Source organism: Pseudofrancisella aestuarii, assembly GCF_003574475.2.
Taxonomy (GTDB): Bacteria; Pseudomonadota; Gammaproteobacteria; order Francisellales; family Francisellaceae; genus Francisella; species Francisella aestuarii.
Window position 1 is genome coordinate 210577 of the sequence record NZ_QLIS02000002.1, and the last position, 16014, is coordinate 226590.

Here is a 16014-nt window from a genome sequence, read left to right on the forward strand (position 1 = left end):
ATTATGAAATTTGAACCAAAGTGGATAGCGTGGGAAACTACAAGAGAGTGTAATCTTGAATGTATGCATTGTCGATCTAATGCTTGCTTAGGCAGTTATAAACATCTAGATTTCTCTACAGAGAAAGGATTTGAAGTAATTAATAAAATTGCGGAATTTTCTCAGCCTTGTTTAGTTCTTTCAGGTGGAGAGCCATTGTTAAGAGAAGATATTTTTGAATTAGCTAATTATGGAACTAGAAAAGGTCTAAGAATGGCCTTAGCAACAAATGGGACTTTAGTTACGAATAAAGTTTGTGAAAAAATAAAAGAGAGTGGTATTAGAATTGTTTCATTAAGTTTGGATGGTTCTTGTGAGGAGACTCATGATACCTTTAGAAAACAAAAGGGCGCATTCGCAGCTACCTTAAGAGCAGCAGAATTATTTAGAAATCATAATATTCCTTTTATAGTTAACTCTTCATTTACAAAACATAATCATGATGAAATAAAAGAAACATATCAATTAGCAAAAGAGATTGGTGCGACTTCTTGGTATATGTTTATGGTTGTTCCAACAGGTAGAGGTCAACAACTAATGGATGAACTTTTACATGATGAGAAATATGATGAAGCCTTAGATTGGCACTATAATATGGAGAGTGATGAAGAAGAAATGTTAGTTCGTCCAACATGTGCACCTCATTATTATCGTATTCGTTTTGAGAAAAATAAGGATCAAGGAAAAAGTACTAAATCTAGATCTTTATCATTTTCAACAGGTGGATCAAAGGGATGTATCGCTGGTCAATCTATAATGACTATTGATGTTGAGGGTAATGTTAACCCATGTAGTTATTTACCATTAAAAGCAGGAAATATATTTAAGCAAGATCTAGCTGAAATATGGAATGAATCAGAAATATTTAATAACTTAAGAAATTTTAAAGAATATAAAGGTAAATGCGGAGCTTGTGAATATATAAAGATTTGCGGGGGATGTAGAGCTAGAGCTCATTATATGAATAATGACTATATGGCAGAAGAGCCATTATGTAATTATGTTCCTAAACGGTTAAAAGCTGTCTAATTAGCTATTATATCTATTCACGAAAGCCTTACACCATAAGTAGATAAAAGTTCCAAGATATATGGCTACAATCACATCAGAAAGATAGTGATCTATGATAATAACTCTAGTGAATGCAACTATTGTCCCTAAAATTATTACAGTGACTGTTAACCATTTTTTATTAAAGAAATTAGCAAAAGCTAAAAGACCAGCAAATGAAAGTGTTGTATGTCCAGAAGGCATGGAGTTATATATTTTTTTCATTGAGAAAAAATGAAAACCAAATTTATCGTCAAAGATTAAAGCTTCTGGTCTATATCTAGCTACTATAACTTTTAGAATTGTTGTAATTATTATAGCCATTATTAATGTTAATGAAAAAGTATACAGTTGATTAGATGACTTACCATATTTAATATGGTTACGTATGCAAATAACAGTTGCTACTATAGCAATTATTAACCATATTTTAGGTGAAAATATTTTAGATATAGCAGTCGCAAATTCTGCCTGATCAGAGCTGAAGATATCACTATTATGTAATGTTAAAACAATATTTTGGTCTAAATAATTATAAGAAAGGATAGCTAGTATAAAAGTTAAGACACCAAAAATTACTGTATTTTTCATGAGCTTACAGTCTAAACAATTCATATTTATAAGCCTTATAGGTTTTTAAAGTGTTTATATCTAGAGTATAATACTACCACAGTTATAACCAAAGATTATTTAATTTATAATATGTTTAAAAATGGTTGGTATAAAAGAGCAACACATCTACAATCTCCAAACTTTAATCAAAGATCTGATAATGAAGAACCTTCTTTGGTAGTTCTTCATTGTATAAGTTTACCAGTAGGTGAATACAACAATAACAATGTAGAAGATTTCTTTTTAAATAAGTTAGATATTGCTGCTCATGAAAGTTTTGAAAGTGTTGAATCTATGACAGTCTCTGCTCACTTCTATATTAAAAGGAATGGAAAAATTATACAGTTTGTATCTGTAAATGATAGAGCTTGGCATGCGGGTAAGAGTGTTTTTAATGGGCGAGAAGGATGCAATGATTTTTCTGTAGGTATAGAGTTGCAAGGTGCAGATAATGAGGATTATAAAGATAGACAGTATGAATCTCTAAATAGATTGTTAGGAGATTTAAGAAAGTCTTATCCAAGTCTTATAAATATAACTGGACATGAAAATATTGCTCCAGAAAGAAAAACTGATCCAGGCAAGTTCTTTGAGTGGGATAAAGTTATTTTTTAAGATTTATATTCAATAATATTAGCGAACTATTTTGAATTTACCATTTATCTTAGCAAAAACCAAATTGTAACTAATTGTGCCTGGAGAGGTGCTAAATTGTAATATTCCATCACCATCTGCAAAAGTTACATCTGCTAGCTTTCCATCGCCATAAATATTTATGAAAATATCATACTTTATAGTTGCACTATTTAGAGGCTTAACATAGTGATTACTGTTTATCTCTTCTCTAATGCTTTTTACAGTATCAACTCTATGGTAAAGGGCTTTACTAAGGCTTTTATCTTTATAAGCAAACATCTTTCTTAACTCACTCCAATCTTCTAAACGGATGTTTGACCATATTTGCTCATAGATAGCTATAATTTCTTTTTTAGTTTTAGAATTATTTTTTATTTTTTCTCCATTTATCCAATCCCAGTGAGGTATGTTTATAGGAAGGTTAATAATTTGACTTATTTTAGTACCGTCCATATATTGGCGTTTTTTGGTTTCTTCATTGTATCCATAATAAACATTGCCAGTCTCAAATATAGGGTTATTTATTACTATATAACCATTTTTATTTTGCTTAAAGTCATCTCCATCAAATACTAATTTTATAGCTGCTGTAGAATCATCTGTACTATATTTATGATGATTGCCAAGACTTAATGTTGTAATTTCTAAAGCTTCTTCATTGCTTTGCCCAGCATGCTTAATTTGTAATTTTGCTGAAACATTACAGACTCTGTCTTGAGTTTTTGTAACAATTGTTAATACTGTACCAGAATCATCCATATATTGATTTACAGGAATAATAGTATCCTCAGCATTTTGTTCTGAATATATAGGAATATCATTTATAAGAACTTGATAATCACATTCTATAGAGTTTATAACAACTTCAGCATATGGTTTGTTACCTAAAGGGTTGTTTTTATCTTTTTCGATAGCTTCTAGTGGAGATGCCGCTTTTGTTACAGGATCTATAGCAGCTATGGCTAAAGTTGAGGTAAAAGATAAAGAAATAAAAAGTATTAAATTTCTAAGGAAAATTTTTAATAAAGTCATAGTCGGAAGACCCTTGTAAGAATTTTTATTTTAAATATTTTTAAATATTAAGCATAATTCTACTAAAGTTAAAATTAATTAACAAATTTATTATTGATAAAACAAAGAATATGTTTTTAGATTAGCGAACTACTTTAAATTCACCATCAACTTTAGCAAAAATCACATTATAACTGTTATTAGTAGTTCCTGAAGGTGCATTAAATTGTAATATGTTGTCACCATTAGCAAAAGTTGCTTCAGCAACATAACCTTCACCATAAACACTTATAAAGACATCATTTTTAATAGTGTCAGCACTTAATGATTTAACATAGTTTCCTTTAGCAATCTCATCCTTTATATCTTTTGCAGTATTAATTTTAGTATAAAGAACTTTACTAAGTTTCCTATCTTTAGCTGCAAAGATTTTTTCTAGTTTATCCCAATCCTCTCTACGAATATCTGTCCAAATTTCTTCATAGATAGCCATGATTTCTTTTTTTGTTTCATCATTATTTTCTATTTTACTCGCATGGTGAAGCCATTTCCAATCACGTAAATCAATCGGGAGTCTAATGTTTTGACTAATTCTTGTCCCTTCCATATGTTCACGTTTTTTAGTTTCACTATTGTAGCCATAGTAGTAGTCACCATTTTGGAATCTTGGGCGACTGACTAAAATATATCCATCTTTATCTTTTACAAATGAAGTTCCATTAAAGCCTAATAACTCCATACCACTAGATTCTTTTATACTTTCTGTTGGATATCCATTAAATACAAGTTTGGTTATTTCTAATGCTTCACTATCTTTTTTAGAGGCGCTTTTAACTTGCAAAACTACTGAGACCTTACAAATTTTATCTTCTCTATATTCACCAGTTTTAGCTGCAATAGCTAATGTGTTTGTTCCATTTGATATATATGGATTTATCGGAATAATAGTGCCACTAGTGTTATTATCAGAATAAATAGGGTAGTCATTTATCAGAACTTGATAATTGCTACATTCATCGGCTGTAATTAATACTTCAGCATATGGATCGTGTCCAAGAGGATTGTTTTCTTCATTCTTTACCATATCTACAGGACTTGCTTCAGAATGATGAGAAGCTATTATAGTTTCTAAAGATAATCCAATTGAAATTATAATGATTATTAAAGCAATTAGTTTTTTCTGAAGTAACATAGCTTCTATTTAATTTAGATTATTTTAAAAGTTTAACAATTTAGATAAATTTAAGCTACTTTTTATAGCTTATTAAATAAAGTTGTGAGACTAATTTTCTGCAGATGTTGCTAAGTTACCATAGTGTTCTAACCACTCTCTACGGTCCTTAGCTCTCTTTTTTGCTAAGAGCTTATCTAACATCTCATTATCAGAGGCTTTATCATAAGCTAAGGTTAGTTGTACTAACTTCCTTGAAGTTATATCCATTGTTGATTCTCTTAGCTGTGATGGGTTCATTTCTCCAAGCCCTTTGAATCTCATGATGTTAGCCTTAAGATTTTTAGCATGCTGGTTAAGAATCGCATCTTTTTCAAATTCATCAATGGCATAGAAAGTTTTTTTACCAATATCTATTCTAAAAAGAGGGGGTTTTGCAATATAGATATGTCCATTTTCTATAAGCTTTTTAAAGTGTTTTAGAAACATTGCACATAACAAAGTTGCAATATGTAAACCATCTGAGTCAGCATCAGCTAATATACATATCTTATTATATCTAAGTCCAGAAATATCATCATTATCAGGTTCTACTCCTATGGCTGTAGCAATATTGTGAACCTCTTGAGAGCTCATGATTGTATCAGCATCAAGTTCCCAGCTATTTAGAATTTTTCCTTTTAGTGGCATCACAGCCTGAAAATTTTTATCTCTAGCTTGTTTTGCTGAGCCTCCAGCTGAGTCTCCTTCAACTATAAAAAGCTCTGTAGTTTTTATATCTGAGCTTATACAGTCAGTAAGCTTTCCAGGTAATCTTATCGAAGAAGACATTATTCTTTTACGAGCTGTCTTTTTGTCACTATTTATTCTTTTTTGAGCAGCTTTAAAAACATTTTCAATTATCTGTCCAGCTTCTTCGGGATGTTGATTAAGCCATACTATGAGAATATCTTTAACAGTATTAGCTACAAAAGAAGTAACATCTTTATTTGAAAGCTTTTCTTTAGTTTGACCAGAGAATTGAGGATTTGTTATTTTTACAGAAATTACATAGTTTACATTTACAAAAGTATCATTAGCATTTATTTTTATAGCCTTTTGTCCTAAGTTATTATTTTCTGTATATGCTTTTATTGCATCAAAAATACCATTTCTAAAACCGTTTACATGAGTTCCATCTTGAGGAGTGGGTATAAGGTTTACGTAACTGTTTTTGATATTTTCAGCAGGAGCCTCACACCAGCAGAATATGGCATCTAGGTAAGATTCGCCATTAGAAAAATTATCAATAAAGAAAGGTTGTTGAGGTAATGTCTCTGCATCAAGTTTATGCTGAAGATAATCTTTTAATCCATTAGGAAAATTCCAAGTAATATTTTCCTTTTTTGCTTCATAAAAGAATTTTATAGTGAGATCTTTACAGAGGATGGCTTTTGCTTCTAATAAATTTTTTAAAGCCCTTATGTTAATTTTTATATCATCAAAGTATTTTTTATTTGGCCAGAATCTAACTTTAGTTCCCGTATTTTTTTTGCCTACAGTACCTATTATTTCTAATTCTTTTACTTTAAAACCATCTTCAAAAACAATATGATATATTTCGCTGTTTCTTTTTATTTCAGCTTCTAACCTTTGAGATAAAGCATTGACTACAGATACTCCAACACCATGAAGACCTCCAGAATGAGTATAGTTTTTATTATTAAATTTACCGCCTGAATGTAGCTTAGTCATTATTAGTTCGATACCAGACATTTGATGCTCTGGATGAATATCAACAGGCATACCACGACCGTTATCTATAACTTCAATAGAACCATCATTATATAAATTAATTTCTATTTTATCTGCAAATCCAGCTAAAACCTCATCGACACTATTATCTACTATTTCTTGTATTAAATGGTTTGGGTTTTCTGTGTTTGTGTACATTCCAGGTCTTTTCTTGACGGGTTCTAGACCTGTTAAGACTTCAAGCGATTTTGCACTATAATCTTGCATTTTATAGAAGAATTTTTATAAGTTTAACTAGTACAAATAGTAATTATTTTTTTAAGAAATAACAACTATAAGGGATAAATATTAAAAGACCGATGAGTGGTAATATTATAAATGCCAATGATAGTGTCGTTTCAGTACTAAAAGTTAGTTGACTCATTATTGCTGTAGTTAGTGATGCTATACCCATTTGTGAGAAGCCCATTATAGATGAAGCAGCTCCAGCAGTATCATTAAAATTTTCTAAAGCAATTGGGGTGAGTAGAGGTACTGTAAAAGATACCCCAACAAATGTTAGGGAAAGTACGAATGTTAGGCCAAACATTAACCACATGCCATCTAAATGCTTAAATATAAAGCTGCATAAGAAGCCTGAAAGTAAACTTATGAGCATTCCTGTAGTTATGAGATTTTTGTATGGTACTGATTTACTTAGTCTTGCACAAATTAGGCTACCAATAATAACAGCGGATACTATTAAAATTAGGAAGTGTAAAAATTTTATTTTATCTAAATGTAATTTATTTAAAAGAATATCGGGGATTTCAACTAAGCATCCATAAATAATACTTATATTTAAGCCCAGCAATAAAGTTGCTACAACAAATTGATGATCTTTAAACAAAACTAAATAATTTCTTACAAAATGTTTAGTTTTTAGAGCATCTTTATTTAAGTTTCTATTTGTTTCAGGGAAGAATAATAAAACTTTTATAAAAAGGAAAAGGGCAGCGCCTAACAAAACTAAAAATATAACATGTGCTTGGATAAAAACTCCAATTATCGCGCCAATAGCAGGTGCTAGAGCAAAAGCAATATTCATAATTGCAAATATTGAGCCTTGTTTTTCTATTTCAAAAGCATCTTTCACTGCTACGGTTGCAATCACTCCACCAGCAGCTGCTCCAAATCCTTGAAGAAGCCGTCCATAAATTAAGGTATCAATACTATGACTGTAAAGACATATGATAGAGCTTATAATAAAAAATAAAGAGCCTACAAGGATGACTTTTTTCCTTCCATATCTATCAGAAAATGGTCCATATAGTAATTGGCTAACTGCATAGCCTAGAAGATAAGAGGTAATAGTAAGTTGAACATACGCATAGTCTGTATGAAGCAACTTTTCTATTTCGGGTAGGGCAGGAGCATATATGGTATCTCCAAATGGCCCAAGAGAAACCATAAGTATAAGGATGAAAAGAGAAGGCTTCTTAATTCTGTTCATTATTTACCTTTTGTGGGCTAAGATCTGCAACGATAATGTTTACATTTTTAGCCGGAGCTGTAGTTTTCTGTGAGCTACCAGAGCTTATAACTTCTGGATTCTCAATTTCTTCATCAGACTCTATCACAACTGGGTCAATATGGCTAACACTTTTACCTTTATCTAAAACATGGTCACTGAGGACAGTAGTATAAATAACAGCATCACTTCCTGCTTCAACAAGATAAGTATCGCCATTATCAGCTTCAACAACAATTCCTTTTTCTGTTGGAATAAGTTCACCCTTTATTCCTTTAGTAAAATAAGCATCTTCAGGTGTTGTTAATCTGAGCCTTCCTAAATATTGGCCATTTATGGAGTTAAAAAAGTGTAGATATCCCTCATAATCTCCAACTACGATCATACCTTTATAATAAATAGGAGATGTTATATCTCGCCATTTTAAGATATCTTGTGTCCATAAGATATCACCGGTTGTAATATCATAAGCTTTTATTGAACTGTCTGCTTGGGTAGTAAAAATTGCATTATCATTAATTTCGATATTATTTATTATAGATGCTTTTTTAGCCCACAGCATTTTACCTTTATCTTTATCTATACCAACTATAGCACCTTGGTATGCGGCAAAAATTAGATAGTCTCCATAAAGCATAGGAGTAGATACAATATCAACCATTCGATCAGCAGGGGATGATCCTTGAGAAATAGCTATAGGGATGTTTATTGTTCTGTCACCATCATCTACGGTAAAACCAAGGATTGTTCCATATGAGGAGCCTATCATAACAGTATTATTTAAAACTATTGGGGAAGAATTTCCAGGAAGGATTAGGTCTGGAAGAATATTCGGTTCTGTCCAAAGTTGTTCACTATTTATAGCATTGTAAGCAGATATACTTCCATCGTGAGTATAAATATAAACTGAATTATCATATACAGTTGGTTGAGAAAATAAGCTACTAGGAGCTGTTGTTTTCCAAAGAGTTTGACCATTATCTGTATCTAAAGCGATTAAATCTCCTTTAATTGAGCCAAAAACCACTGCATTTGCTATTGTATTTGGTTGACTTGATATTTTTGCTTCAGTATTTTCTTGCCATTTAACACTGCCAGTATCTAAATCAATTGCGAAAACTTTTCCATTTTGATTTGGGACTATTACAGTATTGTTTGTAACAGTTGGAGATAAATTATAGTTGCCTATGCCGCCATTGCCATTCCCTGTAGGGGTTTTCCACTTTACAGTTGTTAAAACTGCTTGAGGAGGATTTTCTTCCAAAGGAGTAGGCGGAGGAATATTACTTTTTGTACAGCTAACGACTGTAAAAGTACAAATTAAGGGAATAATTATTTTCTTAAAAAGATTTTTCATGTTAGATAATACTATTTATTTTTTTATTTAATAAATTATCGATATCAGGATTGGTATTTAAATTTTTAGCTTTCTTCCAAATCTCTGTAGCTTTCTCATTATTGCCGTTTGCATGGTAGGCATCACCTAAGATCAATAGTGTATAAGAGGTTTGTTGAGATGTTGCTATAGAGTTTATAGTTGAGATAGCTTTATCTATTTGATTAGTAGCGATATATAATCTAGCTAATCTAGTTTTTGTAATGTTAGTTAAATTATTGTTAGGGTTTTCTTTTGCACTATTTTCAAGAATTGAAATAGCTTTATTATAATTTGCTTTTCCATTATTGGCTGATGCTTGAAGATTTTTAATATCAAAGTTATTAAAGCTAGTATTATTGATAGCATCACTAGCTAAATACCAGCTTGAGAAAATAGCAAAAGCAGTATGAGGGTATTCTTGTATTACTTTTGTAAAACCATTTGTTTTCGTAGAGCTTGATATGCTCGAGTTTTCATATGTAAGTATAGCTTTTTGATACTCTGTAGATGCTTGTAACATTTCTTCCGCATTTTTGTTCTTATTGTATTGCCATACAGCTAGAGATATAAAAGCAATCAAAATTATTAAAGTTAAGCTATAAATTAACTTCTTTTGCTTGTTTGGTAAGTCATTTAGAAGTTTTTTCATGATAGATTTCTGATTAACAAAATTTTATCCCTAAATTTTATCATAAAAGTTGTTGGGTTGTTAATAATCATTAACATTAAAAATTCAATGTGATTTGATTTTATGTTAAAATCAGAGAGGTTTTTATTATTATATTGGCTTTGTTTTAAGTCTTTTTATTTGAGTTTTTAAATTTTATGGCATTAGTATCTTTAGCAATTGATTATAAAAAAGCTTCTGTAGAGGTTAGAAGTCAATTTGCTTTGAATCATAATGATAGTAAAGAGCTTTATGATTCTATTATTGAAATAGAAAGTGTAAATTACGCTGTTTTTATTTCAACCTGTAATAGAACGGAATTGTATTTAGATATAGATGATTTAAAGATTATTGATCAAGTTATTACCTGGTGGCAAGCAAGAACAAAGGATGCTAGTCATAATGTAAAAGATTATTTTAGATTAAGACAGGGCACTGAAGTAATAAAACATCTTATGAAGCTTGCATGTGGCTTAGAGTCAATGGTTCTAGGAGAGCCTCAAATCTTAGGACAAGTAAAAGCAGCTTATAATGTTAGTAAAGAAAACAATTCTTTAGGAAAAGAATTAGATAGAGTTTTTCAAAAAGTCTTTTCAACAGCAAAGAGAGTTCGTAGAGAGACTAGGATAGGATATTGCCCAGTTTCTGTCGCTTTCTCAGCAATTTCACTGGCTAAAAAACAGTTAGATAATATTTCTAGTAAGAAAGTTTTAATAATTGGTGCTGGGGAAACTGGAGAATTACTTTTTAGACATATAGATGCTTTAAATCCTAAAAGAATTTTACTAGCTAATAGAACTATGGAAAAAGCTGAAAAAATTGTAAAAAATAGTACTAATGCGACAAGCCATAATTTAGATGATTTATCAGAGTTAGCTAATAAGGCGGATATTATAGTTTCAGCTGTTTCTTTTGGAGAGTATCTACTTTATAGGGTTGATATTGATAATTTAAAAGAACGAGTTTTTATAGACTTATCTATCCCTAGAGTTATAGATCCAGAAATCAAAGATTTATCTAATTGTATTTACTATTGTGTTGATGATATTAATTCAGTAATGGAAGATAGTAGAGATAGAAGAAGAAAAGAAGCTAATAGGGCAGAGAAAATAATTGTGAAATCTTTAGAGGAGTTCATTGCTAAAGAGAAATCCATAATTTCACATATAGCTATCAAAGAGCTTTTTGATAAGGCTGATAATATAATAGACTCTTCTTTGGAAAAAAGCTTAGCCAAAATACGAAATGGTAAAGATCCAGAAGAAGTAATGAAAAGATTTGCCTATGATCTTAAAAAGAAAGTATTACATTACCCTGTAAAAGGGATGAAACAAGCTTCAAAAGAAGGTCGTAAAGATTTTCTAGAATATATGAAGCGAATGTTCGGCTTAAAAGTGGAAGAATAATTTAAATGAAAGATTCTATAAAAGCAAAATTGCAAGGTCTAGTTGAGAGGCACGAAGAAGTTAGTGCTTTATTGGGAGAAGCTAGCGTTATTTCTAACCAAAATAAATTTAGAGAATTATCAAAAGAGTACTCTAATCTAGAACCTATAGTGAAAGCCTTTAATCAATATATGCAAGCCTTAGGCGATAAAGATACTGCTTATGAAATGTTAAATGAAAGCGATCCTGAAATGAGAGAGATGGCTAAGGAAGAGTTAAAGCAAGCTAATGAATCTATAGAAAGATTAGAATCAGAGCTTCAAATTCTTTTATTACCTAAAGATCCTAATGATGATGCAAACGTTTTTTTAGAAATACGCGCAGGAACTGGTGGAGATGAGGCATCAATTTTTTCTGGAGACTTGTTTAGAATGTATGGTAAGTATGCTGAGCATAGAGGCTGGAAAATGGAAGTTGTTTCGGCTAGTGAAGGTGAGCATGGTGGGTATAAAGAAATTATTACAAAAATAAATGGTGAAGGTGTTTATTCGCAACTTAAATTTGAGTCTGGAGCCCATAGGGTGCAACGTGTTCCGGCTACAGAATCGCAAGGAAGAATACATACATCAGCATGTACAGTTGCGGTTATGCCAGAGGTTGATGAAGTTGAAGGTATTGATATAAATCCAGCTGATCTAAAGGTTGATACATTTAGAGCATCTGGTGCTGGAGGACAGCATGTTAACAAGACTGACTCAGCTATTCGTATTACACATATTCCTACTGGCGTGGTGGTTGAGTGTCAAGATCAACGATCTCAACATAAAAATAGAGCTGCAGCTATGTCTATGCTGAAGTCAAAGCTGTTGCAAGCAGAGATAGATAAACAGCAAAAAGAACAATCTGATACTAGAAGAAATCTTGTAGGTAGTGGTGATAGATCTGAAAGGATAAGAACTTATAACTATCCTCAAGGTAGAGTTACAGATCATAGAATTAACCTTACATTGTATAAGTTAGATGAAGTTATGGAAGGTTATTTAGATAGTGTTGTCCAGCCACTAGTATTAGAGTATCAAGCAGATTTATTAGCTGCTATGTCAGATGAATGATAAAACTATTTCATTTATTCTAAAAGAAAATCTATTAAACCTAGAGCTTAAAGATGAAGCTTCGAAAACTGATCTTCAAAGTATTATCTGTGATGTGCTAAATGTAGATCGAGCATATCTTTATTTATATGGTGATAAGGTCTTAATAGATATCCAAGTAGAAGAAATTGAAAAGAAAATTTTTAGATATACGCAGGGTGAACCATTAGCTTATATTTTGGGTTATAAACATTTTTGGAAACAAAAGATCTTTGTTAATCAACATACCTTAATACCAAGGGCTGATACAGAGACTTTGATTGAAGCAGTATTGAATGATTATCCTAATAAGAACGAAGCTTTAGATATTTTAGATTTGGGTACGGGAAGTGGTGCAATAGCAATAGCTTTAGCAGCAGAATATCCAAATAGTAACGTAATAGCAGTTGATTTTTCAAAAGAAGCATTAAAACAATCGGAAATAAATGCTAACCAAAATAATGTAGATAATATTAAGTTTATTGAAAGTGACTGGTATGAAAATTTAGCAAAATATAAATTTGATATTATAGTCTCAAATCCTCCATATATAGATATAGAAGATTCTGAAATTAATGATGAAGTCAAAAAGTATGAGCCTCATTCAGCACTTTTTGCAAATGATGGCGGTTTAGCAGATATAGAATTAATTATATCTAAAGCTCAAAATTTTCTGAAAAATAGTAATGGCAAGCTATATATTGAACATGGCTATACTCAGTCTGAAGTCATTTATAAATTATTTGCTAATGCTGGTTTTCTAGATATTAGAGTTATAAAAGATTTAAATGGTAGAGATAGAGTTTCTATAGCTAGAAAGTGAGTGTTGCACCTACATCGCCATAGCCAAGTCCTTTGACATAGTTTGCATCTATTTTAACGGGATCAGGATTTGTCGATCTATTCATAGAGGTTTGAGTTTCTAAATAATTGTTTTGCATATAAGTATTATTTTCATTAATTTTATTCTCTGGGATATAGTTATTATCTAGAAAATAGCTGGTGTTTGCATAGCTTATAAAAGTTGTTTTAATGAGTAAAAAAATAAGAAGATTCTTTTCACTATACGATTTCCTATATCGAGTAGAATAATAAAGTAAGAGGGCTAAAAACTAAGGTTTCTCTGAAGGGAGACTTTACCTTCTTCGAGTATTTAATAGCCATTTTATTATGTATTTTATTGATAGTGTTTAGTGGTCTAAGGGTTTTGTTGGTTTTTACCTCTTTATATTCTTTTCTCCAAGTTTTACATATATTGCTAAACTCACTTTGAGACATGTTGGGTAGTATTTTCTCATCAAATATAATTTGATTGTAATAGTGTTTAGGCATACAAAAAATATGCCTAATAATTTCATTATTTTTATTTATTTGTTCAATAGTTGCTTGGTCAATTTTATCAAAGTTATTAAGATATAAGGCTTTTAGTGTTTCGATTCCTAAAAAGTTTACCTTAATATGATTATTAAAATCTCTTTCTGACTGACTACTATTTTCTATTGAATGGGTAATATCATTAATAATATTTTTGTAAAGAAGATCTTTGTCAAAATGATTTAGTAATAGCTTTAATTGTGGGGATGATACAGTTTCATTATTTTTAATTGAATTTATTTCTTTAATCCACCAATTCATTTTTTCTTTAGCTACTTCTATATTGTCATATAGTTCGGTACATGAAATTATTTGAGATTTTATTTGATCAAGAGCATATAATATTTGTTTTTTATCATTATTTAGCTTACGGTAAGCAAAATATACTACTGAGCCGTATGTTGGAAGTTTGTCATTTTTATAGTCAAAATAGTTATATTTCATGATTCTTAGATTTTTTTAAAAGCGATTATGTAGTTTACGTCAACATTTTTCCCAAGATAAAAGTCTTTCTTCAATGGGTTATAATGTATTCCAATTATTTCCACAGGTCTAAGATTGTTAGCTTCAGCTATTTTAGTTAATTCATAAGGTTTTATAAATTTGCTATATTCATGAGTTCCTTTTGGAACCATTTTTAATATATGTTCGGCAGTAATTATAGATAATAGATAGGATTTTAAATTTCTATTTAAAGTTGATGCAAATAGATATCCATCTTTTTTTACTAATTTTACTGCTTCTATAATAATACTTTCTGGATTGGGAACATGCTCTAGCATCTCCATGCATGTAACAATATCAAAAGAATTATTCTTATGAGTTTTTGTAAATTCTTCTATAGTATAATTGTAATAGTTAATTTTTAAATCATTCAACTGAGAATGGTTCTTAGCTATTTCTATGGCTTCAGATGAGGCATCAAGACCAGAAACTTTCGCATCTTTTTTAGCTAGAGCTTCCGTTAGTATTCCCCCACCACAACCTACATCTAGTACTTTTTTATTTACTAAAGAACAAAATTTCTCAATAAACTCTAATCTTAAGGGATTTACTTGGTGTAATGTTTTTAGCGGGCCCTCTGAGTTCCACCACTCTTGTGAAAGTTGAGAGAATTTTTCGACCTCTTTAGTATTTATGTTCATTTAAATTTTATCTAGAAAATAATTCTTTTGTTGCTATAATATCAGAGTTATGCAAAAAATTAAGTCTAAATTAAGCGTTCAAAGGGAAATAAATGAAGGTCAATAAAAAGTCAGCTTTTATCTTAGGGTTTTTCGGTTTATCATTGGTTGGGTGTTCAACTACGCCTGATAATAGAGACCCATACGAAAATTATAATAGAGCAATGTATGATTTCAATGATAAGGCATATTCAGTTTTAAGACCTATGGCTAAAGGCTATGATGCTGTTGTTCCAGATTCTTTTCAAACTGGAATTTTTAACTTTTTTAATAATCTTAGAGAGCCTGCAAGGATAGTTAATGATCTATTTCAAGGAGAATTTAGCTATGCAGGTGATGATTCAATCAGATTCTTGACTAATACTACAATAGGATTAGCTGGTTTTATAGATGTTGCTGATGACTGGTATGGAAAAGAAATGAGATATCATCAAAGTTTTGCCGTAACCTTACATAAGTGGGGATGGTATGATAATGAAGGTGGTAGTAACAATAAATCTCCTTATATAGTATGGCCTTTACTTGGTCCAGGAGTACTTGAAGATGCTGCTACTGGTGTAGATGCTTTATTTAACCCACTTACGTACTCTTTCTTGATTCCAGGTGTTGGTGTTGCAGCATATGCTATTTCATATGGTACTACAGCTGCATACTATACAAACCAAGGAGTTTCTTATTTGCCAGCATATGATAACTTACAAGAGGTTTCTGTTGATCCATATATTGCTATGAGAAATGCATATATTCAGAATTATGATTATGGTATGTCAAAAGTACTTAAACAAGAATTACAAAAAGATGATGCAGCATTGGAAACAGATGCGGCTGTTTTAGGGGTCTTAGGACTTGATAGTGGGTCTTTAGATACGTTGGCAGCATCTAGTGGCAATCCTTCAGCAGCTAAGCAGGAACCTACTTATATGCTTAAGAGTAAGCTTGATAGTGTAAATAAAGCTACAAAAGTTGATGAGGCGTTTGGTGAAGCTTATGCTAATGATAGTAGTGCTGTCAGTATAGATGATTTGGAAGGTAAAAAACCTGGTCTAGAGAATCAGGATCAAACTCCAAAAGAGTTGGAGAATGCTGAAAGAATTATTAATGATCCTACTAATTAATAACTAATAATTATTCTA

The 16014-nt window shown here is 31.0% G+C and carries 16 protein-coding genes; 6 read left to right on the plus strand and 10 right to left on the minus strand.

Translation table 11 applies throughout. From position 1 onward, the window contains the following. Window positions 1-3 precede the first annotated feature (3 nt). Window positions 4-1068: a radical SAM/SPASM domain-containing protein gene (locus DNK87_RS05065; protein ID WP_119329814.1), complete on the plus strand. Its 1065-nt coding sequence runs from the start codon at window positions 4-6 to the stop codon at window positions 1066-1068. Here DNK87_RS05065 and DNK87_RS05070 read toward each other — a convergent pair whose 3' ends face one another. Then, window positions 1069-1704, minus strand: a complete 636-nt coding sequence (locus DNK87_RS05070; RefSeq protein ID WP_119329815.1) for a phosphatase PAP2 family protein — start codon at window positions 1702-1704, stop codon at window positions 1069-1071. Between the two features lie 87 nt (window positions 1705-1791). On the opposite strand from DNK87_RS05070, the gene ampD reads away from it, so the two are divergent. Continuing rightward, window positions 1792-2316 carry a 1,6-anhydro-N-acetylmuramyl-L-alanine amidase AmpD gene (ampD, locus tag DNK87_RS05075; protein WP_119329816.1) on the plus strand — a complete coding sequence of 175 codons (525 nt, stop codon included), beginning with the start codon at window positions 1792-1794 and terminating at the stop codon, window positions 2314-2316. A gap of 18 nt (window positions 2317-2334) precedes the next feature. On the opposite strand, the gene DNK87_RS05080 is transcribed toward ampD, so the two are convergent. From DNK87_RS05080 to DNK87_RS05105, 6 genes are all read right to left on the minus strand, one after another. Next, a complete protein-coding gene (locus DNK87_RS05080) occupies window positions 2335-3369 on the minus strand; it encodes a hypothetical protein (protein ID WP_119329817.1) in 1035 nt (344 codons plus the stop codon). Window positions 3370-3490: 121 nt separating this feature from the next. Then, window positions 3491-4540, minus strand: a complete 1050-nt coding sequence (locus DNK87_RS05085) for a hypothetical protein (RefSeq protein WP_119329818.1) — start codon at window positions 4538-4540, stop codon at window positions 3491-3493. Between the two features lie 90 nt (window positions 4541-4630). Continuing rightward, window positions 4631-6520 (minus strand): DNA topoisomerase IV subunit B, encoded by a 1890-nt coding sequence (gene parE, locus DNK87_RS05090; protein WP_119329819.1) that lies wholly within the window; start codon window positions 6518-6520, stop codon window positions 4631-4633. Window positions 6521-6563: 43 nt separating this feature from the next. After that, a complete protein-coding gene (locus tag DNK87_RS05095) occupies window positions 6564-7745 on the minus strand; it encodes a multidrug effflux MFS transporter (protein WP_119329820.1) in 1182 nt (393 codons plus the stop codon). Next, on the minus strand, window positions 7732-9120 hold the full coding sequence (locus tag DNK87_RS05100) for an outer membrane protein assembly factor BamB (RefSeq protein WP_119329821.1): 1389 nt from the start codon (window positions 9118-9120) through the stop codon (window positions 7732-7734). The genes DNK87_RS05095 and DNK87_RS05100 overlap by 14 nt, the downstream gene beginning before the upstream one ends. A gap of 1 nt (window position 9121) precedes the next feature. Next, window positions 9122-9790 carry a YfgM family protein gene (locus DNK87_RS05105; protein WP_119329822.1) on the minus strand — a complete coding sequence of 223 codons (669 nt, stop codon included), beginning with the start codon at window positions 9788-9790 and terminating at the stop codon, window positions 9122-9124. 176 nt (window positions 9791-9966) lie between these two features. On the opposite strand from DNK87_RS05105, the gene DNK87_RS05110 reads away from it, so the two are divergent. The 3 genes from DNK87_RS05110 to prmC are packed head-to-tail and all read left to right on the plus strand — an operon-like array spanning window position 9967 to window position 13146. Beyond that, a complete protein-coding gene (locus DNK87_RS05110) occupies window positions 9967-11214 on the plus strand; it encodes a glutamyl-tRNA reductase (protein ID WP_119329823.1) in 1248 nt (415 codons plus the stop codon). Window positions 11215-11219: 5 nt separating this feature from the next. Beyond that, the gene (prfA, locus tag DNK87_RS05115; RefSeq protein ID WP_119329824.1) at window positions 11220-12305 is read left to right on the plus strand and encodes a peptide chain release factor 1; all 1086 of its coding nucleotides are present in this window, start codon (window positions 11220-11222) and stop codon (window positions 12303-12305) included. Next, a complete protein-coding gene (gene prmC / locus DNK87_RS05120; protein ID WP_119329825.1) occupies window positions 12298-13146 on the plus strand; it encodes a peptide chain release factor N(5)-glutamine methyltransferase in 849 nt (282 codons plus the stop codon). The genes prfA and prmC overlap by 8 nt, the downstream gene beginning before the upstream one ends. On the opposite strand, the gene DNK87_RS09030 is transcribed toward prmC, so the two are convergent. The 3 genes from DNK87_RS09030 to ubiG form a co-directional block, all read right to left on the minus strand. Next, window positions 13136-13264, minus strand: coding sequence for a hypothetical protein (locus tag DNK87_RS09030; protein ID WP_280177130.1), 129 nt, complete (start codon window positions 13262-13264; stop codon window positions 13136-13138). The two genes, prmC and DNK87_RS09030, sit on opposite strands and share 11 nt — an antisense overlap. Before the next feature lie 133 nt (window positions 13265-13397). Next, window positions 13398-14141 carry a hypothetical protein gene (locus DNK87_RS05125; RefSeq protein ID WP_119329826.1) on the minus strand — a complete coding sequence of 248 codons (744 nt, stop codon included), beginning with the start codon at window positions 14139-14141 and terminating at the stop codon, window positions 13398-13400. A 5-nt stretch (window positions 14142-14146) separates the two neighbouring features. After that, complete coding sequence (ubiG, locus tag DNK87_RS05130; RefSeq protein WP_119329827.1) at window positions 14147-14842, minus strand: bifunctional 2-polyprenyl-6-hydroxyphenol methylase/3-demethylubiquinol 3-O-methyltransferase UbiG; 696 nt, start codon at window positions 14840-14842, stop codon at window positions 14147-14149. Between the two features lie 92 nt (window positions 14843-14934). On the opposite strand from ubiG, the gene DNK87_RS05135 reads away from it, so the two are divergent. Continuing rightward, window positions 14935-15996, plus strand: coding sequence for an MlaA family lipoprotein (locus tag DNK87_RS05135; protein ID WP_119329828.1), 1062 nt, complete (start codon window positions 14935-14937; stop codon window positions 15994-15996). Window positions 15997-16014 lie beyond the last annotated feature (18 nt).

Excerpts from the sequence above, each read along its gene's own strand:
- DNK87_RS09030 (WP_280177130.1), bottom strand. The coding sequence starts at position 13,264 with ATGCAAAACAATTATTTAGAAACTCAAACCTCTATGAATAGATCGACA.
- DNK87_RS05095 (WP_119329820.1), bottom strand. The coding sequence starts at position 7,745 with ATGAACAGAATTAAGAAGCCTTCTCTTTTCATCCTTATACTTATGGTT.
- DNK87_RS05085 (WP_119329818.1), bottom strand. The coding sequence starts at position 4,540 with ATGTTACTTCAGAAAAAACTAATTGCTTTAATAATCATTATAATTTCA.
- DNK87_RS05080 (WP_119329817.1), bottom strand. The coding sequence starts at position 3,369 with ATGACTTTATTAAAAATTTTCCTTAGAAATTTAATACTTTTTATTTCT.
- ampD (WP_119329816.1), top strand. The coding sequence starts at position 1,792 with ATGTTTAAAAATGGTTGGTATAAAAGAGCAACACATCTACAATCTCCA.
- DNK87_RS05135 (WP_119329828.1), top strand. The coding sequence starts at position 14,935 with ATGAAGGTCAATAAAAAGTCAGCTTTTATCTTAGGGTTTTTCGGTTTA.
- prfA (WP_119329824.1), top strand. The coding sequence starts at position 11,220 with ATGAAAGATTCTATAAAAGCAAAATTGCAAGGTCTAGTTGAGAGGCAC.
- DNK87_RS05110 (WP_119329823.1), top strand. The coding sequence starts at position 9,967 with ATGGCATTAGTATCTTTAGCAATTGATTATAAAAAAGCTTCTGTAGAG.
- DNK87_RS05070 (WP_119329815.1), bottom strand. The coding sequence starts at position 1,704 with ATGAATTGTTTAGACTGTAAGCTCATGAAAAATACAGTAATTTTTGGT.
- DNK87_RS05125 (WP_119329826.1), bottom strand. The coding sequence starts at position 14,141 with ATGAAATATAACTATTTTGACTATAAAAATGACAAACTTCCAACATAC.
- parE (WP_119329819.1), bottom strand. The coding sequence starts at position 6,520 with ATGCAAGATTATAGTGCAAAATCGCTTGAAGTCTTAACAGGTCTAGAA.
- prmC (WP_119329825.1), top strand. The coding sequence starts at position 12,298 with ATGAATGATAAAACTATTTCATTTATTCTAAAAGAAAATCTATTAAAC.
- ubiG (WP_119329827.1), bottom strand. The coding sequence starts at position 14,842 with ATGAACATAAATACTAAAGAGGTCGAAAAATTCTCTCAACTTTCACAA.
- DNK87_RS05100 (WP_119329821.1), bottom strand. The coding sequence starts at position 9,120 with ATGAAAAATCTTTTTAAGAAAATAATTATTCCCTTAATTTGTACTTTT.
- DNK87_RS05065 (WP_119329814.1), top strand. The coding sequence starts at position 4 with ATGAAATTTGAACCAAAGTGGATAGCGTGGGAAACTACAAGAGAGTGT.
- DNK87_RS05105 (WP_119329822.1), bottom strand. The coding sequence starts at position 9,790 with ATGAAAAAACTTCTAAATGACTTACCAAACAAGCAAAAGAAGTTAATT.